This is a genomic window from Pseudomonas sp. B21-028 (assembly GCF_024749045.1).
GTDB lineage: Bacteria > Pseudomonadota > Gammaproteobacteria > Pseudomonadales > Pseudomonadaceae > Aquipseudomonas.
The window spans coordinates 5,727,871-5,747,179 of the sequence record NZ_CP087184.1 but is presented as its reverse complement, the minus strand read 5'-3'; the positions used below and the strand labels follow the sequence as shown (position 1 = coordinate 5,747,179).

Genomic DNA, 19,309 nt, shown 5'->3' with positions numbered 1-19,309 from the left:
CTCACGCAGCTGGATAATTGATTCGGTACCGAGTACTGCGTCCACCTCCCGGTAATCGCTCCAGACAGCCTTTTTTCAGCAACTCCGCCAGGTGTCGGGTTGCGGTTGCCTTGGAAACATTGGCCACGGCCTGGTACTGCGCTGCGCTGATACCGTGCTCAAAACCTTTTTCACCACCATCGAGCAACCGGTTCAGCACTTTGGTCTGTTCTGGGGTGAGTCCCGAGGCGCGGTGAACCTGCCAGAATCGGGCCTTGCCCAATATGCTTTCGATCTGCGCCATGGCTTTGTGCAAGCTGCGCGACAGGGTCTGCAAAAACCAGGTAAGCCAATCGGTGATATCCAGCGTGGCTTTCTGAGCGCTTTCAAGGGCTCGGTAGTAGCCAGCGTGATCATCAAGAATGCTCACGGACATGGCGTAGAAACGGATCGCCTGGGCTTCGCCCTGGGCCAGTGCGAGATCGGTGAGGGTGCGGGTCAGGCTCCCGTTGCCATCGTCAAACGGATGCAGGGTGACAAACCAGAAGTGGGCGATACCGGCCCGCAACAAAGGATCAAGTCCGGATTGATGACGGCTGGCCTCAAACCAGTCGAGGAAGGTCTGCAGTTGCTGTTCGAGACCTTGGCGAGGCGGGGCCTCGAAATGAACAGTGGGACGGTCCAATCTGCCCGACACCACTTGCATCGGCTCGTCCCCCCGCAGCGAACCTACGCGGATGTGCTGATGGGCCAGGTCGCTCGCCTGTTCAGGGAATAGCCACTCGTGCCATTCAAGCAGCCGCTCGACGGTCAGGGGCTGGCTGAAGTGTCGGGTAGCATCCAGCAAAAGGTTCGCCAGGCCCTCACTGCGCGGGCTGACCGGAGTGTCGCTGGCCCGCTCCAGACCCAGGCGTCGGGCCAGGGACGACCGCACCGAGCCCACATTCAATTGCTCCCCTTCAATGGCCGATGAGGTCACGATGTTTTGCAACAACGCATCCAGTTCGTTCTGGGCGTTGAGCGACGCGGTGACAGCGCCGGTCATGCCGAGCAGTTGACCTTGGGTTTGCACGCATTCGCGTAGCAGAGCCGCCAATGTTTCGGGCTGCCAGTGAAAGTTGGGCCAGTCGGGCTGTTGCCAGATCCAATAGGGTTCCATGAGCCTGTCCATACTGGGGATGAGCCGAATAAGTTCACTAATCGGCTCACGCTCTCCTCGATACGTGATTTCCCACACAGAATCACGCGTTCACCGATTGTGAATAACGCGCCGAATCGCTAACCTTCGCGCCATCTATAGCCCCCGTCTGGCGGGCTCCTGACGAAACCTGAAAAAAGATAATCAATGCGCCGAGGATGGGCGCCAGGTTGCGTTGTGCATGGCAGGAGGCACACATGCGTTTTCTTTCATTGCTGATCGCGCTGATGGCCGCGCCGCTGGCGTGGGCCGAGCCTGCGGCCGAGATGTCGGAGCCCGTGGGCGGCTGGCGTTACAGCGGCTTGCTCGATCGCACTGAAAACCCGCAGGTGGCCTATCCCACGCCGCCCATCGACCGTGGCGTGCAGCGCAATCGCACGATGATCGAGGGCCGGCTCAAGGCCATGGGCACCGCCCGTCCGCCCCACAGCCTGGCAGTCAATGGCAATCCACTGAATCTCTATACCGACGACGAAGGCCGTTTCGCCCGGCCGTATGCGTTCGGTGCCGGCTCCAACAGCGTCGAGGTCCGCAGTTCCGAAGGCAAGTCCCTCAAGCGTGTGCAGTTCTACGAGGCCAACAACCTGCGGACTCCGGCGCAGATCCGTGTGGTGCTGGGCTGGGACGATCCCAAGGCCGAGCTGGACCTGCACATCATCACCCCTGACGGCCAGCATGCCTTCTTCGGCCAGCCGGCGCTGAGCAATGGCGGTGGCCTCGACCCGGACGGTGTCGATGGCCCCGGCCCCGAAATGTTCACCATGACCGCGCCGATGCACGGCACCTACCTGGTCTACGTGAACTACTGGGGCAACTACGGCAACGGCGGCTATAACTTCGATGAAACCAGCAACCAGAACGAGGTGATCACCTCGCAGATCAATCTGGTGCTCAACGAAAACACCGTCAATGAGAAACGCGAAACCTTTGTCGTGCCCCTGCGCGCCATCGGCGATCTTTTGCTGGTCAAGACTTTCAACTACTAATTCCGCTCCACGGATGAACAGGCCCTTGTGAATATGAGCGACAACACTGCTTCCCCGACCGTGCCGACACCTGTCGCTAAACCTGCGCGCCGCTGGCCGGCGTTGCTGATCGGGCTGTGCCTGGTGGCCGGTGCGGCTGCCGGGTTGGGCTGGTTCATGACCAAACCCAAGGCGCCGCCTGCGGCGCTGGCGCTGGAGAAGCTCGGCCTGAGTCGTCCCGACGGCCTGCTCGAAGCCCATTCCCTGAGCCAGTTGCCCAAGGATCTATTGGCGGTGCCGTTTCTCAAGGCCACGCTCACCGAGGATTTCGTCTTCTATTACCAGGCCCATGCCGACCGCCTGGGGCTGATCGGCAGCCTGCGCCGGATCATCTACGAGCATGACCTGAAGCTGCAGGACAGCCTGATCGAAGAGCTTTTCGACCAGCCGGCCGATGTGGCGCTGTGGCGCGGCGCGGATGGCCGGCTCAAGGATTTCCTGCTGGTGATGGACCGCGGCGGGCTGGCCAAGGTGCTGGAGCCGCTGGCAAAGGTCGCCCTGGACGATACGCAGTTGAGCAAGCTCAGCGACCTGAAGGTCGGCGGCGATGAAGTCGCGCTCTACCAGCTCAGCTACAACGCCAGTAAATCCCTGGTCTTCGCCTCCCATGGCGACAAGCTGGTGGTGCTGTCCGACCCGAGCAAACTCTATGATCCGGCCAATGGGGCGTTCGACGAACATGGCGCCGTCTCCACCACCGCACTGGCGGCGCTGCTCAATGGCGACAAGCTCTTCACCGAAGCCTTTGGCCTGCCGCCCAAGGCGCCTGAGGTCAAGCAACGCATCTCGGTCAACGCCAGCGTGCTCGCCATGGGCTACCAGCGTTTCATCCCGAACTTCGCCGGGTTGCGTTTCGACATGGACGACAAGGGCTGGCACAGCTTCCTGGCCATGGACGAACTGGAGAACCAACCGGATTTCGACTTCAAGCCGATCTGGCAAGCCATGCCCATGGGCGCGAGTGCCTGCGTGGCCTTGCCATTGGCCGCAGAACAACAGAAGCCGCTGCTGGTAAAACTCGGTGCCGAGGAAAAAGCCGCCCAGGCCATGGTCGACCATATGGCCGGCGCGGCGGGCCTGTGCTGGTATGCCGACTCGCGTTTGTACACGCCGTTGCTGGTGGCCAGCCTGAACGAAGAAGACGGCAAGATCGACGCCGACCTGGGCAATCTGTTCGGGTCGATGGTGGGCGCCTATGAAAACAACGTGGCCGAGCACGCGTTCCCGGTCGTCGAGAAGCAGGAAGGCTCGATACATCATTGGCAGCGCCAGGTGAGCTCCAACTTCGGCCCGTACCTGGCCAAGGACTCGCTGCAGCCCGATGCCATTACCGGCAAAGCGTTCATGCGGGTCAGCCTGGCACGCCACGGTTCGACCCTGCTGTTCTCCCTCGACGACAAACTGGTGGACAAGGCCCTCGGCACTCTCGACAAACACTTCCCGCCGATGGCCGACGTGGTGCCCAAGGACCTGCTGATGCCGTTCTACTTCGGCCCGGACTCCATGGCGCAACTGATGCAGCGTGAAACCCTGGACAGCTTGCCCCAGGACATGGAACCGGTGTTCTACAACGCCGCGCAGACCTACCTGATTCCGAAACTGCGAACCCTCGGTGGCTATGGCAAATACGCACTGACCCTGCCGGCGGGCAGCGAGCCGGACGGCCACTGGCAGTGGTTGCCGCTGGAATGGAAAGCACTGTGATCGGACTGATCCGCAATCTCGGGCTGATAGCACTGTTCCTGGGAGGGCAGGCGTTCGCCATGGAGACGCCGGCGCTGGATGTGCAGCAATCCCAGGTCTTCCGCGCCTGGTTCGTGCGCATCGCCGAGGAACAGTTGAGCCGAGGCCCGAGCCCGCGCTGGTATCAGCAGGACTGTGCCGGGCTGGTGCGTTTTGCCGCCAACGAAGCGCTGAAGGTCCACAACGAAAAATGGCTGCGCAGCAATGGCCTGTCCAATCGCTACCTGCCGCCGGAACTTGAGCTGAGCGACGACCAGCGGCGCCTGGCGCAGCAATGGCAGCAGGGCGGCGGCAAGGTCGGGCCCTACGTCAATGCCATCAAGTTGATTCAGTTCAACAGTCGCCTGGTGGGCCGTGACGTGGCCCAGGCCCGTCCCGGCGACCTGATGTTCTTCGATCAGGGCGATGACCAGCACCTGATGATCTGGATGGGCCGCTACATCGCCTATCACACCGGCACCACAACCCCTACCGACAACGGCATGCGCTCCGCAAGCCTGCAACAACTCATGAACTGGAAGGACACCCGATGGATACCCGACGCAGCCAACCCCAACTTCATCGGCGTCTATCGACTCAACTTTCTCTCCCAATGACCGGTGCCCGCATGCTGCGCTTGTGTTCGAAACTGTCCCTGCTGTTTGCCTTGTTGCTGGCCTCCCTCGTGCACGCCGAGGACACGGTGGAGCCAAGCGGCTACACACCGGTGGCCGGTGAAAGCTTCTTCCTGCTGGCCGACAGCAGTTTCGCCAGCGATGAGCAGGCCATGGTCCGCCTCGAGGCGCCGGGCCGTGATTATCGCCGGTTCCGCATGGAGCCTTACGGTGGCGCCGATATCCGCGTCTATCGCATCGAAAAGCCCCTGGACTTCCTCAAGCGCCAGAAGAACCTGCACCGTGTCGTCAGCGACGGCCAGTTCAAGGGTGAAGGGCTTTCGAACACCCTCGCGTACCTGTGGGACAACTGGTACCGCAAGTCCCGTCGGGTCATGCAGCGGGCGTTCTCCTACGAATCCCGCCAGCAGGTCACCGAGGAAGTACCGGAGCTGAAGATTGGTGATGCCCTGGTCGCACCGACGCCCTACGAGGCACCGGCCCAGTTCGCGCTGATCCCGGGCCTGCCGCTGGTCAGCCAGTTCCGTTATCCGCTGTGGCAAGCCAAGCCGATCCAGCCGCCTGCGGGCGTCAACCTGGCCGGTTCGTCCAGCGAGTTCGTCAGCGTCTCGCCGGGCAACGTCTACATCCCGCTGGGCCAACTCAAGCCTGGCCTGTACCTGGTGGAAGCACTGGTCGGCAAGTACCGGGCGACCACCATGGTCTTCGTCTCGAACACCGTGGCGGTGAGCAAGATTTCCGGCGACGAGCTGCTGGTCTGGGCTGCCCGCAAGCATGAAGGCAGTTCGGTGCCCAAGGTCAATGTGCTGTGGACCGACGGCCTGGGTGTGATGAACAGCGGTGCTACCGACGAAAACGGCCTGCTGCGCCTCAAGCACGTCAGCCCGGAGCGTTCGTTCGTCATTGGCGAGGATGAGGAGGGTGGGGTATTCGTCTCCGAGAATTTCTACTACGACAGCGAAATCTACGACACCAAGCTCTACGCCTTCACCGACCGGCCGCTGTATCGCCCGGGAGATTGGGTCTCGCTGAAAATCGTCGGCCGTGAATTCAAGAACGCCCGCGACTCGGTGCAACCGACGGCGGCCGACGTCAATGTCAGCGTGCTGGATGCCACGGGCACCGCGCTGCAGACCCTGGCCCTGAAGCTGGATTCCAAGGCCGGTACCCAAGGCCGTTTCCAACTGCCGGAAAACGCCGTGGCCGGCGGCTATGAACTGCGCTTCAGCTACAAGGACCAGCTCTACAGCAGCGCCTTCCGCGTGGCTGAATACATCAAGCCGCACTTCGAGATCGCCTTGAACCTGGCCAAGCAGGAATACCGCACCGGCGAGCCGGTCAAGGGTAACCTGGTGCTGCTGTACCCGGACGGCAAGCCCGTGGTCGACGCCACGGTGAGCCTGAGCCTGCGGGCCCAGCAACTGTCGATGGTGGACAACGAGCTGCAATACCTGGGGCAATTCCCGGTTGAACTGACCAGCAGCGAAGTGACCACCGACGACCAGGGTGTCGCGACGCTCGAATTGCCGGCCGCCGACAAGCCGAGCCGCTACACGCTCACCGTGTTTGCCAGCGATGGCGCGGCGTATCGGGTCAAGACCACCAAGGAAATCCTCATCGATCGCGGCGCCGCGAATTTCCGCCTGAGCGCTCGCCAGCGTTTCAGTGCGTCTGGCGAGAAAGTTGCGTTCAGCTACGTCAACGAAGGCGGCAGCGAGCAGAGCAAGGCCGTGACGCCGGCCGGCTACGCCTGGGTGCGCCTGGAAGACCAGAGCACCGGCGAGGGCAAATTGACGGCCAAGGACAAGGGCTTCACCGTGGCCTTTGATCGTCCCGGTACCTATAACCTGACCCTCAAGGACGACCACGGTCGGGTCATCGGCGCTGCTGCTCATGCAGTGACCGGCGAAGGCGTCAAGGCCGTGCCGGGCACCGTCGAGATCGTCCTCGACAAGCCTGAATACAAGGCCGGTGACGAAGCGCTGGCGCTGATCACCTTCCCGGAACCGGTCAGCGATGCACTGCTGTCCCTGGAGCGGGACAAGGTCGAGGCCACTGCGCTGCTGTCCAAGGGCGGCGACTGGCTGAAAATGGAAAGCCTCAGCCCGACCCAATACCGCGCCCGTATCCCGGTGAAAGACAGCTTTGCACCGAACATGACGTTCTCGGTCTTGTACACCAAGGGCGGCCAATACAGCTTCCAGAACGCCGGCATCAAGGTGGTTACGCCGCAGATCGACGTCGCGGTCGTCACCGACAAGACCACCTACCGGCCTGGCGACACAGTGACCGTGGACTTGAGCACCCAGTTCGCCGGCAAGCCGATTCCGGCGCACCTGACCGTCAGTGTCGTGGATGAAATGATCTACGCCCTGCAACCGGAAGTGGCGCCGACCATCGATCAGTTCTTCTATCACCCGCGCCGCAACAACGTGCGCACCAGCGCCAGCCTGTCGTTCATCAGCTACGACGTGGCGTTGCCGGGCAGCCCCGGTGCACCAGGCAAGGCCAACCGCAGCGAGCGTGGGGTCAAAGTGCTGGAACGGCCTCGTCGTGAGGACGTGGACACGGCTGCCTGGCAACCAGAACTGGTTACCGATGCCAACGGCAAGGCCCGTTTCACCTTCAAGATGCCGGACTCGCTGACCCGCTGGCGCATCACCGCCAAGGCCATCTCCGACGACGGCCAGGTCGGTCAGAAAAAGCAATTCATCGCGTCGGAAAAACCGTTGTACCTGAAGTGGAGCGGCCCGACCCGGTTCCGTACGGGCGACAAGCCGCAACTGGGCCTGTTCGCTTTCAGTCAGTCGGATAAACCGCTGAAGGCGGAACTGCTGATCCGTTACGCCGGCGCCGAGCAACGTGTGGCGGCGGACCTGAAGAAAGGCATCAACTACGTGGCGCTGCCAGCCATGGAATTGAGCAGCGGTGACCTGAGCGTCCAGTTGCAATTGAACGGTGAAACCCAGGACGCCCTGGCCGTTCACCTGAACACCAGCGGCAATGGCTGGCAGGTCACCCAGAGCCAACGCCTCGACGTGACCACCGGCGACACGCCGCTGGCCTTGCCGGCCGACGCCAGCGATGTCCGCCTGCGCCTGGACGACAGCCCGCAAGCGCTGTTCCGTTCCGCCCTGGACGACCTGTTGAGCTACCCCTACGGTGGCGTCGAGCAGACTGCGAGTAGCCTGCTGCCGTTGAGCATCGCGTACCCGACCCTGGCGTCGGACTCGCAGACCCGTGACCGCTTGCGCCTGATCATGCAGAACAGCCGCCTGCGCCTGGTGCAGATGGCCGGCCCATCGGCGAGCTTCACCTGGTGGGGCCAGGACGGCGAGCCGGATGCCTTCCTGACCGCTTACGCCTATTACGCCGATTGGCACGCCAGCAAGGCGCTGGACATCAGCCTGCCGCCGGAACACTGGCAGCGCGTGCTGGAGGTCTACGCCAAGCAGGCCGGTGACACGCCGTTGTTGCAGCGCGCGCTGATCCTGTCGTTCGCCAAGCAGATGCAGTTGCCGGTGAACACCTTGCTCAGCGGCCTGATGGACGATCTGGCCAAGGCCGGTGCGGGCAACGCCGAGGGCGTGATGGACAGTGGTGACGACAGTCTGGTCATGAACGCGCCGGATTCGGCCCTGGGCCTGGCCAGCGCACGTGTACTGACCGCAGCCCTTGCCAAGCAGGCGAAAGTGCCGCTGCCGGATGCCTTCAATCGTCAACTGGCCGCCGCGCAACAGCAGCTGGACGTCAGTGTCGAGCCGTTTACCGAGGCCCTGGTGCTGTCGTTGCAAACCTTCGATCAGGCCAGATCCGCCGCGTTGCTGGAGCGGTTGTTGCCGCAACAGTCCACCCTGGAACGGGCCCTGGCCCTGACCTGGTTGCAGCGCAGTATCGAGCAGGCATCGCCGGCCGAGGCATTGACCCCGGGCGAGGGTTGGAAAGCCCGTCAAGGCGCCACCGGGGAAACCTACTGGCAGTGGCAAGGCGCGCAGTTGCCGACCGCGCTGACCCTCAGTGGTACGCAGCAGCGTCCGTTGCAAGCGGCGCTGAGTTTCCAGAGCCAGCAACCGCCGGTGGCACCGATGGCGGTGTCCATCACCCGTCGGCTGTCGCGCCTGGTACCGGGTGTCGATGCCTTTACCTTCACGCTTGAGGCCGTGGGCAACAAACCGTTGTCCAGCGACAGCCTTTACCTGGATGAAGTGATCATCAACAGCAAGGCCGCCATACCGCTGCGCTACGGCATGCTCGAAGTACCACTGCCACCGGGCGCCGACGTGGAACGCACCACCTGGGGCATCCAGTTGCAGGGCAAAGCCGACAGCGAACCGACGTCGCTGGAAAAGGCGCGCTTCGAGCCGGGCCAAATGGCTTATGCGGTGCCGGTGGATGCCCTCAGTGGCGAACTGCGCCTGCGGCATCTGGTGCGCTTCTCGCAGAAGGGGCAGTTCAACCTGCCACCGGTGCGCTTCACTCAGGTCTATGCGCCACAGAATCAGGCCTGGGAAAAGAAACCGGCGCTCGGTCAGGTCACGGTCAACTGACATGCGCAAGCGTTGGGTTGGCTGGCTGTTGTGTTTGATGCCTGCGCTGGCGACAGCGCAGGACGAGCCGTTGCGCCTGGCCTTCGACGGCCAGTTGCTGCGGGTGAGCCAGACCCAGGTACTGGATCGCCAGCCATTGCCCGATTCTCTGCAGGCACCGCTGGGCAGTCTGTGGAAATTGTTCGTCTACGCATGGCTGGTGGACACCGATGCCCACGAGCCGGCCTACGAATGCCGCGGTGAGTCGAAAGAAGAGGTCTATTGCTGCAGCGCCGGGAAAAGCATCGGGCGCGATCAGGCATTGGTGAAGTCCTGCGGCTTGTATTTCGAACCGCAGCGGCTCGGGCTTTCGGCCGCCGGTTGGCGCGACTACTGGCAGGCCCGTCAGGCGCCGGCGTGGCTGCTGGACTTGCCCACCCTGCAACCGCAAAAACAGGTTCCCGTCGCGCAATTGCTCAAGGCATTGGCGACACTACCGGCCCAGGACCAGGCCCGCCGGGTGCTGCTGGACGTGGCGCTCAACGCGGCGGATGGTCGCCTCGTCGGGCAACTGGGCAGCCGTTTGCGGGTCAAGACCTGGAGCTGGCTGGGCGACCAGGGACCGTCGTCGCGCCAGGGCGGCTTCGCCGGGTGGCTGGCCGACGGCACGCCCGTATGGGCCGGTGGGCGCGGCACCAGTCAGCAGGTCCTGAAGGTGTTCGGTGATGGACTGGCCACGGCACTGCCGACCCAGTGGCCGGCCGAAACAGGGCGTTGCGTGGAGGTCGGGTTGTTTGCCCGTTATCCGTTGCAACGGGTCATGTCGGGCAACCAGCCGGCCTCGCCGGGTCAATTGCGCGGCGATTACCGTGTCGAGTTCACCAATGGCAACCAGCTGGATATCCACAGCGATGGCGAACTGTTCCTGATGCCCGGCAAGTTGGTAGCGCGGCTGGATCGGGAGGAGTACGTCGCCCGGGTCCTGCAACGCGAGGCCAAGGCCGAACCCGCCGAAGCGGCCAAGGCCCTGGCCGTGGCGATCCGCACCTACCTGCTGCAAAACGCCCAACGCAACGGCGATTGCCTGAGCATCGACGACAGCAGCCATCGTCAGCGCGTCGCCCCGCGCCCGGCAGCAGCGCAAACCCGTGCCATTGCAGCCTGGACCAGCGATCTGGTCCTGGCCGGTACCGATGTCACCTACCATTCCGACCAGCCCGGCCCGGACAAATTGTCCTGGCTGCAAGCCGTGGAACAAGCCAACGCCGGCCAACGCTACGACGCCATCCTGCTGCATGCCTACCCGCGTGCCAGTCTCAGCCGCTGGGATAACCCCGTGGCGTCTTGCGAGGCACTGCCGGCCGCCCAGGACTGGCTGCTCAAGCAACGTCGAGGCTGGCGTTCCAGGCTGGAAAGCGAAGTGGGCTACAACGAAATCAGCTCATTCGCGGTGTGCCGCGTCGCTTTCGGTCGGCCTTACGTCGACCGCGAACGCCAGCGCATCTACGTCCGTGGCGTGCTGTCGCTGCAGGACCGTCTCGACCTGACGCACGAATATTTGCACCTGGCCTTTGAAGCTCACCCCAATGGCCAGGACGAAGACTATATCGAAGGGCTCGCCCGTCACCTCTTGCTGGAATAGACCATGACACTCCGTTACCCACAGGTCTTGCTGTTGCTCTGCGCCATGACCGCGTTGCCCCTGGCCACTGCTGCCGATGGGATCAAACTCGATACTCCGATTGGTGGGTGGCGCAGCGGGGCGCCGGGCGGCGAAGGCGAAAACTTCAGCCAGACCGTCAATTACCCGGCCTCGTCGGTCAACACGCCCCAGGGCCAGGCCAACACCGCGCGCATCACCGGCCAGATCAAAGCCATGCCCAAGGACAACAACGAGCCGGGCAAGCTCATCGTCAATGGTGTGGCCCTGCCGCTGAAGCTCGATGAGGAAGGTCGCTTCGACCGACCGTTCTCGTTCCCCAACGGCAGCAACAGCGTCGAGGTGCGCAGCCCCGATGGCCAGCATCGTCACCGCACCCAGTTCCTCAACACCAGCGGCGGCGCCACCCCAGCCAAGTTGCGGGTACTGCTGACCTGGGACAGCGACGGCACCGACCTGGACCTGCACGTCATCACCCCGGACGGCGCCCATATCTGGTACGGCGACCGCGTCGTCCCCAACGGCGCGGTCCTCGACGTCGACGTCACCACCGGCTACGGCCCGGAAATCTTCGCCATGCCCGCACCGATCAAGGGGCAATACCAGGTCTACCTGAACTACTACGGCGGTGGTTATCGCAGCGTTTCGGATGATGAGGAAGGCGGTGAAGGCGATGGGGAAAGCGGCGGCGGTCAGGATGCGGTACAAGCGCTGACCACGGCGCAAGTCACCGTAATCACCGAGGAAGGCACCCCGAGCGAGAAGATGGAGACGTTCGTCGTGCCGATGCGGGCGGTGGGGGAGCTGACGTTGGTGAAGAGCTTTAGCTATCCGTGAAAAGGAATTGTCCAACAGCTGTTGGACAATTCAATAAGCCACTCGGAGAGTGCTTATCAATCTGATGAGATGCGCTCCTGCGCATCTTGATAAACTGCTTCACGCTCGCGTTTTCCTATCGCAACAACGAACACCACAACTTCCTGATCAATAACCTGGTAGATCAGGCGATACCCGGCGCTTCGCAACTTCAGCTTGTAGCAGTCGGGAAGTTGTCTAAGTCGATTGGCTTCTATGCGAGGGTTTTCAAGTACCTCGAGCAGTTTATTTTTGAACTGTTGTCGCAATGTATCGCCTAGCTTGTTCCATTCTTTTAATGCACGTCGATCAAACTCAAGGCTATAGGTCATCCAGGCTGACCTTCACTCGTTGAGGGTTGGAAAGACGCTCCGTTACCACCGCAATGAGTGCTTCGTCTTCTTCACTGAGCAGAGCTGCTTTAAAAGGCAGCTTGCCTCGCTCTGCTACGTACTGAAGTGTCTGACGCAGCAATTCGGAAGGTGTGACGCCGAGCTTCTCCAGCTCGGCGAATGATCGCTGCTTCAGGTCGTCGTCGATGCGAATGTTGATAGAAGCCATGGGGTGGTACCTGTAATGACGGTTGACGTTACGTTAACAATTGCCTCTTGTATTCGGCAACCCTCGATTTGCCGATCAGGTGTCTTTCAGACGAAGAGAAGGTCTGACGGGTGCCGCCGCTTGTCGCCTCCCCTGAATTCTCCCCCTTACTTCCAGTCGATTTCAAAGAGCCCATTCATAAAACAGGGCAAGCCCACCCTCGCGACAGGAGGCCATCCATGCGCGTCCATCACCTGAACTGCGGTTGCATGTGCCCGGTGGGTGGGGCTTTGTTCGATGGGTATAGCGGGGGGCTGACGGCGTGTCTGGTGTGTCATTGCCTGTTGATCGAGACAGACACCAACGGTTTGATCCTGGTGGACACCGGTTTCGGCCAGCGGGATGTCCAGACGCCGGAGCGGCTGAGCCGGTTCTTTCGTGTCTTCAACAACATCAAGTTCGAACATCGCCTCACGGCCCTGGAGCAGATCCGGCGCCTGGGTTTCGATGCCCATGATGTGCGCCATATCCTGCTGACCCATCTGGATTTCGATCATGCCGGCGGGTTGCAGGATTTCCCCCAGGCCCGGGTGCATGTGATGCGCGATGAGATGGCGGTGGCCCGCTCTGCCAACACCTGGATCAGTCGGCGTCGGTTCCAGGCCCGCCAGTGGCAGGGGGTGGACAGTTGGGAGTTCTACACCACCGAGGGCGACACCTGGTTCGGCTTCGACTCGGTGCGTGCACTGGTCGGTGCCGAGGAAGAGGATATTTTCCTGGTGCCGCTACAGGGGCACACCGCCGGTCACGCCGGGATCGCCCTGCGCACCCCGGACGGCTGGATGTTGCACGCCGGCGACGCGTATTTCTTTCATGATGAAGTCCACCAGCCCGAGCCCCATTGCCCAGCGGGCCTGAAGCTTTATCAGTACATGATGGACACCCATCGCCCGGCGCGTCTGCATAACCAGGGGCGTTTGCGGGAACTGGCCTTGTCCCGGGACCCTCAACCCGTGGATATCTTTTGCAGCCATGACAGCCGGGAATGGGAGCGCGCCCTTGCCCGGGCGCGCAAGGTCCGGAGCGATTGCACCGCTATGCCCCCAGCCACCGGTAAGCAGTCGACCTGATGCTTTACCGGCGTGGCGTAACACTCGTTTTCCCTTTGCCCACTTCAAGTGGGCTTTTTTTTCAGGTCCACCAGTACCGCACCAGATGGAAGAAGATCGGCGCGGCGAAGCACACCGAGTCCAACCGATCGAGCATGCCGCCATGGCCTTCGATCATGTGCCCCCAATCCTTGACGCCCCGGTCGCGCTTGATCGCCGACATGACGATGCCGCCGGCAAAGCCCAGTAGGTTGATCAGCAGGGCGATGAGGAACGACTGCCAGGGGTTGAACGGCGTGATCCACCACAGCGCACCACCGATCAGCGAAGCCAGGAAAATACCGCCGGCAAAGCCCTCGACGGTTTTCGACGGCGACAGGTTCGGCGCGATCTTGTGTTTGCCGAACAGCTTGCCGCACACGTACTGCAGCACGTCCGACAGTTGCACCACGATCACCAGGTAAGCGATCAACAGCAGGTTGCGCCCTTCAAAACCGGCGATGTCCAGGGTCAGCAAGGCCGGGACGAAGGAGATACAGAACACCGCGATCATCAATCCCCACTGCACTTTGGAAGCGCGCTCCAGGAAGTGCGTACTATCGCCCCCCAGGGACGCCAGGATCGGCAGCAACAAGAACACATACACCGGGATAAAGATCGAAAACAGCCCGTACCAGTCGTAGTAGATCAACAGGTATTGCAGCGGCAACGCCAGGTAGAACGCGGCCACCAACGCTGGATAATCACTGCGCCGGGTCGGTGTGAGGGTCAGGAATTCCCGCAGGGCATAGAACGACACCGCGTAGAACAACAGAATCACCGCCGCATTGCCGAGCCAGAACGCAATGCCGATCACCAGCACCATGATCCACCAGGCGTTGATCCGCGCATTGAGGTTGTCGATGACTGAGTTCGACGTGCCTTTGGTCTTCAGCTTGAGAATGAAACCGATCAGCGAGGCCAGCACCAGAATCGCGCCAATCCCACCAAACAACATAAGGGTATATCGATCCATCAGACGTGCTCCGGGGCCAGTGCCAGCAGCGCGGCGCGGCTGCGTTCAAGGAAGTGCTCTTTGCTTTCACCGTCTTCGATACACAACGGCGCGCCGAAACTGGTGGTGCACAACAGCGGCAGGGGCAGCACGCGGCCCTTAGGCATGACGCGGTTGAGGTTGGCGATCCACACCGGGATCACCTCGACCTCGGGATGACTTTTCATCAAGTGGTAGATCCCGCTCTTGAACGGCAGCAAGCCTTCATCGGGGTTGCGCGTGCCTTCCGGGAAGATGATCAGCGAGTCGCCGTTCTCCAAGGCTTCGAGCATCGGCTGCAGTGGGTTGTAGGACGGGTCCTTGCGCTCTCGATCCACCAGTACACCATTGAACACCCGGTTGATGATGTAGCGACGCACCGGGCTCTTTTGCCAATAATCGGAACCCGCCACCGGCCGGGTGAGCTTGCGCAGCGCCGGTGGCAGCGAGGCCCAGAGCAGCACGAAATCACCGTGGCTGCTGTGGTTGGCGAAGTAGATCCGCTGCACCGGCTGCGGCGCGCTGCCGAGCCACAGGCTGCGGGCGCCCGTGACCATGCGGGCCGCGGAGGTGATGAGGTTGGCAACGACGGGTTCGAGCATGAGGATTCCTTATCCTGAAAAGGCTAACCAAGGGCTGGCCAGGATGAAGCCCAGCGTCAAGACAATTTGTGCGGCCAATAACAGCGACTGCCCGCGCAGCAACCGCAAGGCGCCGTGGCTGCGTTCGCTCCAGGGGCGGCCACCGCGTTCGGCCGGTTGCAGGCCGAGCGTACTCAGTGCCTGATCCAGTGCCTGGGTTCGCTCGGCCAATGGCTGGATACCGTCCGCCACGCGTTGGAACAGGTCGGCATCGAACGCCACGCGCAACGCCCAGTATTTTTGCAACACACCGAGGCTGAACAGCGTGACGCTGAACAGCAGCAACCAGGGATCGACGCTGCCCACCAGCCATTGCCCCAACCCCAGCAGCGCTGCCAGCAGGGTCAACCCGGTAGAAAACTGGTCCAGCGAATGACCCCGGCGCAACAGGCTCGCCACGGTGTGCAGCTGCATATCACTGCTCATGGCGATGGCCTTGGCGCAGCGGTTCCAGCGCCCGACGGTGCGCGTGGTGCAAGACGATACGCGGGCGAACGCGCTGGAGCTGCACAATCGCGGCATCGACGCTCGCTGCCCGGCCGCTGTGCAACAGCCAGGCGATCACGGCGGTGGCGCTGCGCGAGTAACCCAAGGCGCAGCAGACCAGCACCGGCCCTTGCTGGCGCAGCTTTTCAATCGCTTGCGCTGCCTCCAGGCATTGCTCGGCGGTTGGCGCCGTGAGATCGAGCACCGGCAAAGAACGATAGGCGATCCCGCTGCTGTCCATGGACATTTCGGCACAGAGGTCGAGCACCCCGGTAAACGCGCTGTCCTTCAACTCCAGCGGGGTGGGAATGCGCCCCAGCCAGACGTTATCGGTCACGTGATCCGGCTGCGGATGCTTGCGCGTCCACCAGCGAGAGTTGATCCAGGCAGCGGCGAGATACGGCGCCAGCAACCAGCGTACCGCCGGGCTCAGTTGGCCATCGGTACGCTTCTGAAAGCCGCCGGCGTCGAACAGCAGATAATTGAGCGCCACCAACGATACCGCCACCGCCGGCCAGATCAGCCAGAGCCACGCGCCGCCAAAGGCGAATGCCGGGACGAACAGCGCCGCCGCACCCACGCCATAGCGCAGGGCCAAATGCAGACGGCTGCGGTCCGACGTCAGCCGAGCGCTTTGCAGCGGGCTCGGCCGGTCCAGCGGCCACAACCAGACACACAGCCAGCCGGCCAGTGCACCGGTCGGTACGTCGACAAAATGATGCTGGTAAGTGGTCAGCACCGAGACGCCGATCAGCGCGAACCAACCGTGCATCGCCCAGCGCCAGGCGCCCTGCAAGTGCCGCTCATAGCAGACCCAGAGAATCACCAGCAGCGCGATATGCAGCGACGGCGCCTGGTTGAACGGTTTGTCGAAGCCCGCGAGCACGTCGAACAGCCAACCAAACACCCCATCCATCTCCGGTCGGGGGAAGGTGAAGCGCAACGGCCAGATCAGAAAGCAACTGACCGCAATCGCCTGGGCGGTGAGCAAGCGCAGGGCGTGGCGCTTGAGTTCCGCGCGACTGGTGGGCAGCAACAGCGACAGGCCATAAAGCAGATCGATCGACCAGTAGGGCACGATGGTCCAGGCCATGAACGGCATGTGGCTTTCCCAGCCGAACACCAGACTGCCGACGTCGTCGCGCTGGGACGTCACCCAGGTGGCGAAACCATAGGTGCTGAAGAACAGCGGCGCGAGCAACAGAAGCCAGCACACCGCCGGTTTCAGCAGGGCAGGTTCGCGGGGCGGTGCAATGACGGCGCTCATCACTGCACGCGCTGCGCCAGCGAAACGCTGAAGATGCCCCACTCATCGACCCGCAGGGTGATCTTGCGAAAGCCCGCCGCCTCGACCAATTGATCCATTTCGGCCTGGCTGCGCCGACGCATCACCCAGGCCTGGCCGGCACGGTGGCTGGTAAGGGCGCGGGCGATCAGTTCCAGTTGCGGGTGCCATGGCTGGCCGGTGTAGACCAGGTAACCGCCGGGCTCGACCGCTTCGGCCAGGCCGGCGAGCGAACCGCCGACCATCTGGTTATCGGCAAACAATTCGTACAGGCCGGACACCACGGCGAGAGTTGGCTTGGGCGTAAGCGCCGCGAGGTCCTGGCGGTCGAAGGCGTCGCCTTTGACGAACCGGGCGATGTCCTCCAGGCCTTTTTCGACGATCAGCGCGCTGCCGTCGCGCACGTTGATGTCGCTGTAGTCGCGCAGCAGGATCGACTCGGGCAGTGGATTAACGCCGTGCAGCGCCTCGAGAATGTAGCGGCCATGACCGGCGGCGATGTCGACGATGCGCACCTCGCGGTTCTCTTCGCGCAACTTGCCCATCGCCAGGCGCAGCAACTCCTCGACGTTCAGCTTGCGCTGGCGAATGCCGCGCCAGCCGATGGAATTCAGGTAGTTCTGGTCGATCATCTTGCCAATCGGCGAGGTGCCGGTGGGACGATTACGGTAGACGTAATCCAGGGTGCTGCCGGAATCGAAGCCGGTGTCGAAACCCAACTTCACTCCGGCCGATAGCTTGCTGCCGAAGCGCATGCTGGCGCGGGTCATGCGCCAGTACAGGTCGCGCAACGAATTGTGGGGCAGGGGCGTTGCCAAGGCCTCGGACTCGGCGCAGGTCGCGCCCATGCGGTCCGCATCCAGCAGGGACGGGCGGTCCAGCGGACGGGCGAAATTCTGCAGGATGAAACGGCGTGCACTGGCGACGGCCGGCGCACGGTTCTTCTCGCCCAGGGTGTCGTGGAAGAACCCCGGCAGGATGTGTTTTTCCTTGTGCAGGCTGCCCAGCCGCTCGAAGAACTGTTCCTGGGGTTTGCGATGCACCACAAAGTCCGAACCGGAGATCAACAGCTGCGTCGGCACCTGGATCGCCTGGGCGTCGGCGACCACGCGGTCGGCGGCTTCGTACAGGCCCAGCAGTACGTTCACCGAAATCGCCTTGGTGATCAGCGGATCGTTGTCATAGGACGCCACCCGTTCCGGATCATGGCTGAGGAACTTGGCCTTGACGTAGCTGTTGACGAAAAAGTTGCCGCGAAACTTGCGCATCAGCGCCAGCCCCGGGCGGGCGAACGGCACGTACAGTTTCACCTTGAATGCCGGCGATGCCAGCACCAGCGAGCGAATGCGCGGTGCGTAATCGTGGACCCAGGTGGACGCGATCACCGCGCCGACGCTTTGCGCCACCACGGCGATGTTCTGCTCGTCGATCTGATGCGTCACGCCGATGTGATCGCAGAAGGTCTGCACGTCCCGCGCGCTGGTGGCGAAACTCGGGCTGTCGCCGCGTTCACCGGGAGACTGGCCGTGGCCGCGGGCATCCCAGGCAAAGAAGTCGAAGCCGGGCAGATCCAGCTCATCCACCAGATGCGCAATGCGCCCGGAGTGCTCATGACCTCGGTGAAACAGCAACACAGCCTTGCGGGGTTCGCCAGGGTCCGCGTCCACGGCCGGCCAGTGCCGGTAGAACAACTCTACGCCATCAAAGGTGGAGAATGTCCGGTCTTGAGCTTCGCGCATTGCAAGTTCCTTTATGCTGAGGGAGCGTTTTCCTTCACTTGGCCCAGGCCCTGACGGACCCGGTTGACCAAGGTATAAACCAGCAGGGCGGCAACCACCGCCATCACACCATCGACCCACAGCGCCCCGAGCCAACCCAAGGCAATACCGGTCGCCAACACGCCACATACAAAGGCCCGGTCACTCTTGCCCATGGGCCCGTCATAGCGTCGCGAAGCCCCGACCATCGCCCCCAGCACACCCGCGTATTCGCTGAACAACGCCAACAGCGTGACCAACAACACGAGCAACAGACTGGTATCGGGAATCAGGGCAAAGGGAAGGATCAGAGCCGCGTCGGCGATGATATCGCATAGCTCATTCAGGTAGGCACCCAGATGAGATTGCTGGCCGAACTCCCGCGCAAGCATGCCGTCCACGGCATTCAAGGCCATGCGCAGGAACATCCAGACCGGCACCAGCACAAACACCCACGGGTGACTGGCGAACCAGGCGATCACCGCACCCACCAGCACGGAAATGATGCCCGCGAGCAGGGTCACCTGGTTGGCGGTGACGCCCTTGTCGTAGAGCCGTTGGACGGTAGGACGCAGTAGATTCTGGAAGGCGGGTTTGAGTTGGTAGATGGAGGGCATCGGGGCAGGATCTCGGACCGGTTGCGGGCATAAAGGATTCAGCAGCGAGATTACGATAGGTTGAGGGTTTGCTGGTGGTTATTTGTTGGGAATGGGCTTCGGTCTACATCTCGCGCTGAATCAGCCAGCAATGGAAATACCCATTCAAATGTGGGAGCGAGCCTGCTCCGATATCGGTGTGCCAGTCGTCGCTGATGCGGGCTGTGCCGACGCCATCGCGAGCAGGCTCGCTCCCACATGG

16 protein-coding genes are annotated in these 19,309 nt (G+C 62.4%); 7 read left to right on the top strand and 9 right to left on the bottom strand.

What is annotated here, in order from left to right; all coding sequences use genetic code 11:
• Position 1 precedes the first annotated feature (1 nt).
• Positions 2–1,138, bottom strand: a complete 1,137-nt coding sequence (locus LOY35_RS24915) for a Fic family protein (protein WP_258628395.1) — start codon at positions 1,136–1,138, stop codon at positions 2–4.
• Between the two features lie 236 nt (positions 1,139–1,374).
• Here LOY35_RS24915 and LOY35_RS24910 point away from each other — a divergent pair, with 236 nt between their 5' ends.
• The 6 genes from LOY35_RS24910 to LOY35_RS24885 are packed head-to-tail and all read left to right on the top strand — an operon-like array spanning position 1,375 to position 11,582.
• Entirely contained in the window at positions 1,375–2,163 is a 789-nt protein-coding gene (locus LOY35_RS24910; RefSeq protein ID WP_258628391.1) for a YfaP family protein, read from the top strand.
• A gap of 33 nt (positions 2,164–2,196) precedes the next feature.
• Positions 2,197–3,906: a DUF2138 domain-containing protein gene (locus LOY35_RS24905; protein WP_258628385.1), complete on the top strand. Its 1,710-nt coding sequence runs from the start codon at positions 2,197–2,199 to the stop codon at positions 3,904–3,906.
• A 59-nt stretch (positions 3,907–3,965) separates the two neighbouring features.
• On the top strand, positions 3,966–4,541 hold the full coding sequence (locus LOY35_RS24900) for a DUF1175 domain-containing protein (protein WP_258633730.1): 576 nt from the start codon (positions 3,966–3,968) through the stop codon (positions 4,539–4,541).
• A complete protein-coding gene (locus LOY35_RS24895) occupies positions 4,538–9,106 on the top strand; it encodes an alpha-2-macroglobulin (RefSeq protein WP_258628383.1) in 4,569 nt (1,522 codons plus the stop codon). Before LOY35_RS24900 ends, LOY35_RS24895 begins: the two co-directional genes overlap by 4 nt.
• Position 9,107: 1 nt before the next feature.
• Positions 9,108–10,727: a DUF2300 domain-containing protein gene (locus LOY35_RS24890; RefSeq protein WP_258628380.1), complete on the top strand. Its 1,620-nt coding sequence runs from the start codon at positions 9,108–9,110 to the stop codon at positions 10,725–10,727.
• Between the two features lie 3 nt (positions 10,728–10,730).
• Positions 10,731–11,582, top strand: a complete 852-nt coding sequence (locus LOY35_RS24885) for a YfaP family protein (protein ID WP_258628378.1) — start codon at positions 10,731–10,733, stop codon at positions 11,580–11,582.
• A gap of 56 nt (positions 11,583–11,638) precedes the next feature.
• On the opposite strand, the gene LOY35_RS24880 is transcribed toward LOY35_RS24885, so the two are convergent.
• On the bottom strand, positions 11,639–11,932 hold the full coding sequence (locus LOY35_RS24880) for a type II toxin-antitoxin system RelE/ParE family toxin (RefSeq protein WP_258628371.1): 294 nt from the start codon (positions 11,930–11,932) through the stop codon (positions 11,639–11,641).
• Entirely contained in the window at positions 11,922–12,161 is a 240-nt protein-coding gene (locus tag LOY35_RS24875) for a type II toxin-antitoxin system RelB/DinJ family antitoxin (protein ID WP_047702740.1), read from the bottom strand. The genes LOY35_RS24880 and LOY35_RS24875 overlap by 11 nt, the downstream gene beginning before the upstream one ends.
• 218 nt (positions 12,162–12,379) lie before the next feature.
• Between LOY35_RS24875 and LOY35_RS24870 the strand changes: the two genes are divergently transcribed.
• Positions 12,380–13,270, top strand: a complete 891-nt coding sequence (locus LOY35_RS24870; RefSeq protein ID WP_258628367.1) for an MBL fold metallo-hydrolase — start codon at positions 12,380–12,382, stop codon at positions 13,268–13,270.
• A gap of 61 nt (positions 13,271–13,331) precedes the next feature.
• On the opposite strand, the gene LOY35_RS24865 is transcribed toward LOY35_RS24870, so the two are convergent.
• The 6 genes from LOY35_RS24865 to LOY35_RS24840 are packed head-to-tail and all read right to left on the bottom strand — an operon-like array spanning position 13,332 to position 19,068.
• The gene (locus tag LOY35_RS24865) at positions 13,332–14,264 is read right to left on the bottom strand and encodes a phosphatidate cytidylyltransferase (RefSeq protein ID WP_258628366.1); all 933 of its coding nucleotides are present in this window, start codon (positions 14,262–14,264) and stop codon (positions 13,332–13,334) included.
• Positions 14,264–14,884 carry a 1-acyl-sn-glycerol-3-phosphate acyltransferase gene (locus tag LOY35_RS24860; protein WP_258628365.1) on the bottom strand — a complete coding sequence of 207 codons (621 nt, stop codon included), beginning with the start codon at positions 14,882–14,884 and terminating at the stop codon, positions 14,264–14,266. Before LOY35_RS24860 ends, LOY35_RS24865 begins: the two co-directional genes overlap by 1 nt.
• Positions 14,885–14,893: 9 nt before the next feature.
• Entirely contained in the window at positions 14,894–15,349 is a 456-nt protein-coding gene (locus tag LOY35_RS24855) for a hypothetical protein (protein ID WP_258628363.1), read from the bottom strand.
• On the bottom strand, positions 15,339–16,676 hold the full coding sequence (locus LOY35_RS24850) for a phosphatase PAP2/dual specificity phosphatase family protein (protein ID WP_258628361.1): 1,338 nt from the start codon (positions 16,674–16,676) through the stop codon (positions 15,339–15,341). Before LOY35_RS24850 ends, LOY35_RS24855 begins: the two co-directional genes overlap by 11 nt.
• A complete protein-coding gene (locus LOY35_RS24845; RefSeq protein ID WP_258628359.1) occupies positions 16,676–18,433 on the bottom strand; it encodes a bifunctional alpha/beta hydrolase/class I SAM-dependent methyltransferase in 1,758 nt (585 codons plus the stop codon). The genes LOY35_RS24850 and LOY35_RS24845 overlap by 1 nt, the downstream gene beginning before the upstream one ends.
• 11 nt (positions 18,434–18,444) lie before the next feature.
• Complete coding sequence (locus LOY35_RS24840; protein WP_258628357.1) at positions 18,445–19,068, bottom strand: CDP-alcohol phosphatidyltransferase family protein; 624 nt, start codon at positions 19,066–19,068, stop codon at positions 18,445–18,447.
• Positions 19,069–19,309: the final 241 nt, after the last annotated feature.